This window comes from Methylomagnum sp. (assembly GCF_054333355.1).
The window spans coordinates 1-2,682 of record NZ_JBTEKS010000502.1 but is presented as its reverse complement, the minus strand read 5'-3'; the positions used below and the strand labels follow the sequence as shown (position 1 = coordinate 2,682).

Sequence of the window (2,682 nt, the reverse complement as noted above, 5' to 3'; positions counted from 1 at the left end):
TCCGCATCCGGCGGCGAACTGTTGGAATTGTCGCCTCGCGATGGCGAAGTCCTGCTGAATCAACTCGCCGCCACGGCGTGAAAAGGCCAAAGTCGAGATCATCCCATCCCGATAATGACGAACGCCCATCACCCACCCAGGCCGTCCGGCGTCACCAAGCGGATTCGCCCGGCGGCGGCGGATTCAAGTCGCAGATCGTTGGTCCAGAATTCGTCGCACCCGGCCCGGAGGGCGGCGGCGAGGTGCAGGGCGTCGGGGGTTTTGATCTTGTGGTCGGCGCGGAGGTCGGTGGCGAAGTCGTAAACCCCCGTGTCGATGGGAACCCGCCGGAATCCGGGCGTCGCGAAGAACGCATCGAATTTTTCCAACACCACGGGGTTTGGGTTCCGTTTCGGGCCAAGCCGCGCCTCCAGCCGGGTGAGGTCGGAGTAGGCGGTTATCCGCCCTTTCAATCGCGGGGGCGAAAACGCCGCCCGGACCCAGCCCCGCCAGGGTTCATCGCCTTCTATCAAGTAAATGACGATGCAGCTATCGAGGTAAATGGTCCGCATGGTTACGCCCAGCTATTCCGTTCTTCCTCGATATAGCGGTCGATGTCCGCTTTGCTGCGGCGGGGTATGTGGGTTTGTTCCAGGTCTTCGAGGAACCGGGCGAGATATTCCGCTTGGGCCTGATTTTCGGTGGTTGGCTCGGGCAGCAAAACAATCACCTCGGCTTCCCCTTCCGGTATGTCGGCGGGAAGGGTTACTTCGAGGCGCTGTCCGGGGCGGATGTTGGCGTTTAGTTTCAGTGCGTGCATGGGGGGGTGTCCGATGGTGGGGAAAGTCATGGAATCCGACACCGTGACAAAGCGGATTATCCCGGATTCCATATTATCTGGCGTGGCTTAATCCCTTCTTCATAAGGTCTCGATTCAAACAGTAGCCGCTGGAAGCCGCGCCCGTCAAGGCGTTCAGAGGCGATTTGCGGCGGGTTCGCACTACGGCGGGGCGTTGGCCGGGTCCGAGGCCGGAAAGCGCCGATTTCTCCATACAAATCAATTGTCTGCGGATTCATAAATGAGCGCTGATGATTGATGGCTACCGCCATCACTCCAAGTAATAATCCAACGGCTCGATAGGCTCCGCCACGCCGTGGCATTGCCGCCCCGCGCAATCCTTGTCGCACAGATGGTAAATATGCAGCCGATCCAGCCCTGCGTCCATCACTTCCGCCGCCTCCGCCTCCAACGCCTCGGCCTGCTGCGCGTCGATGGCGCACTCGAACACGCTGCGCTGGGCGCGGACCCCGTAGCCCGACAGCAGCTTGTCCATCCGGCGACGGCGGCGGTTGTCGGCGATGTCATAGCAGACCAAATACATGGTGGCTCTCACACAATCACGAAACCCTCGCCCCCGGTCGCCACGCCCACCCCCAACACCCGCCGCTTCCCCGCACACCAGCGGCATTGCGGATAGGCCCGCAGGCTGTCCTCCTCCGGTTCCAACTCCGCCAGCAATTCCTCCATCAGCCGACGGCGCTGCCAGGCGGTCAGGTGGCACTCGAACACGCTGTACTGCACCCGCTGCCCATAGGTGTGCAGGATGGCCGCGACGCGGTTCCGGCGCTTGTCGTCGGGGATGTCATAAGCGATGACCCACAGCATGTTTGGCAAGGCTTCGGGTTTGGATGATCGGTTTAACCCCCCCAACCCCCTTATCAGGGGGGCTTTCGCCTTCCTTCTGTCAGGGGCGGCTTTTCTCCCTCCCCTGATAAGGGGAGGGCTGGGGAGGGGTTTTCAGCGGATGCGGATGGGCCGGTACTCGCCGCGCCCGGCGATGACCTCCACCAGATGTCGGCACTGCCGCTGCATCACCCGCCGGTAGTCCAGCCGCTGGCCCTCGTCGGGGTGGCTGAGCGGGCTGTTCATCCGCGCCTCGAACTTCTCCAGGAACCGCTTCAAGGCCGGAGGCCGCAACCGGCAGGGCCAGTCCGCGTCGGCGTCGCGCTCGAAATCATCCGGGCCGAACGCGCCGTTCAGGAACCCGCCGAACACCGGCCCGTCCACCGCCATGGCCCGGAACTCCTCCATCAGGTCCGAGGCCAGGGCGGGATGGCCGTCGCGGGGCGGATGCAAGGAAGCCCACGGCGGGATTCAAGCCCTGCGCCGCCAGCAAGCCCCGCAAGTTCTGGTGCAGCAGGCTGTAGCCCAAATCCAGCAGGGCGTTCACCGGATCGGGGCGGGATGCTTGCGGCGGCGCTCGAATTCCAATGCCTCCGGCAGCAAGGCCCGCCACCCGGCGAAATAGGCCCGCGCCGCCGCCCCCTCGTAGCCGCGCAGCGCGTCAGGGCGGGCCAGCGCGAGGCGACCCGTAGCAGGCCGGACGGGTCTTCCCAGGGTCCACTATGTCGAGGCGGCGGCGGGCCGCTTCAGCGGCGGCAAGGCGCGTCCGCCGCCGGTTTCCAGCAAGGCCACGATGCGTTCCAGCAGCATCACCACGCGGACTTCGTTCTTGGGGGTCATGGAGTCGCTCCTGCCTGGGTTGGTTTGTGAACAGGCCGGGGAGCTTAGGCGGGAATCGCGGTGGGTTGGGGGTTGGCAAGCTTGCCGGAATGGCGGGGCGGATTCAGCGGAGTCGGCCAATAAACACAACAGAAATGTTAGGCTTGGCGTAGTCGATCAAGAAAGACCTGGGTTTGAGA

General features: G+C 63.9%; 6 protein-coding genes and 1 pseudogene. All 7 read right to left on the bottom strand.

Annotated elements, in window-relative coordinates; all coding sequences use genetic code 11:
- Nucleotides 1-128: 128 nt before the first annotated feature.
- Entirely contained in the window at nucleotides 129-551 is a 423-nt protein-coding gene (locus tag ACXWUF_RS21725) for a type II toxin-antitoxin system VapC family toxin (RefSeq protein ID WP_458496610.1), read from the bottom strand.
- A gap of 2 nt (nucleotides 552-553) precedes the next feature.
- Nucleotides 554-799, bottom strand: a complete 246-nt coding sequence (locus ACXWUF_RS21720) for a hypothetical protein (RefSeq protein WP_458496609.1) — start codon at nucleotides 797-799, stop codon at nucleotides 554-556.
- A 289-nt stretch (nucleotides 800-1,088) separates the two neighbouring features.
- On the bottom strand, nucleotides 1,089-1,361 hold the full coding sequence (gene cas2 / locus ACXWUF_RS21715; RefSeq protein WP_458496608.1) for a CRISPR-associated endonuclease Cas2: 273 nt from the start codon (nucleotides 1,359-1,361) through the stop codon (nucleotides 1,089-1,091).
- A gap of 8 nt (nucleotides 1,362-1,369) precedes the next feature.
- The gene (cas2, locus tag ACXWUF_RS21710) at nucleotides 1,370-1,645 is read right to left on the bottom strand and encodes a CRISPR-associated endonuclease Cas2 (RefSeq protein WP_458496607.1); all 276 of its coding nucleotides are present in this window, start codon (nucleotides 1,643-1,645) and stop codon (nucleotides 1,370-1,372) included.
- A 132-nt stretch (nucleotides 1,646-1,777) separates the two neighbouring features.
- Nucleotides 1,778-2,116, bottom strand: coding sequence for a CRISPR-associated endonuclease Cas1 (locus tag ACXWUF_RS21705; protein ID WP_458496606.1), 339 nt, complete (start codon nucleotides 2,114-2,116; stop codon nucleotides 1,778-1,780).
- Nucleotides 2,117-2,138: 22 nt separating this feature from the next.
- Nucleotides 2,139-2,210, bottom strand: a pseudogene (locus tag ACXWUF_RS21700) (hypothetical protein); the annotation flags it as partial.
- A complete protein-coding gene (locus ACXWUF_RS21695) occupies nucleotides 2,207-2,320 on the bottom strand; it encodes a CRISPR-associated endonuclease Cas1 (RefSeq protein ID WP_458496611.1) in 114 nt (37 codons plus the stop codon). The gene ACXWUF_RS21695 and the pseudogene ACXWUF_RS21700, both read right to left, overlap by 4 nt.
- Nucleotides 2,321-2,682: the final 362 nt, after the last annotated feature.

Coding starts and splice junctions, on each gene's coding strand:
- ACXWUF_RS21725 (WP_458496610.1), bottom strand. CDS start 551: ATGCGGACCATTTACCTCGATAGCTGCATCGTCATTTACTTGATAGAA.
- ACXWUF_RS21720 (WP_458496609.1), bottom strand. CDS start 799: ATGCACGCACTGAAACTAAACGCCAACATCCGCCCCGGACAGCGCCTC.
- cas2 (WP_458496608.1), bottom strand. CDS start 1,361: ATGTATTTGGTCTGCTATGACATCGCCGACAACCGCCGCCGTCGCCGG.
- cas2 (WP_458496607.1), bottom strand. CDS start 1,645: ATGCTGTGGGTCATCGCTTATGACATCCCCGACGACAAGCGCCGGAAC.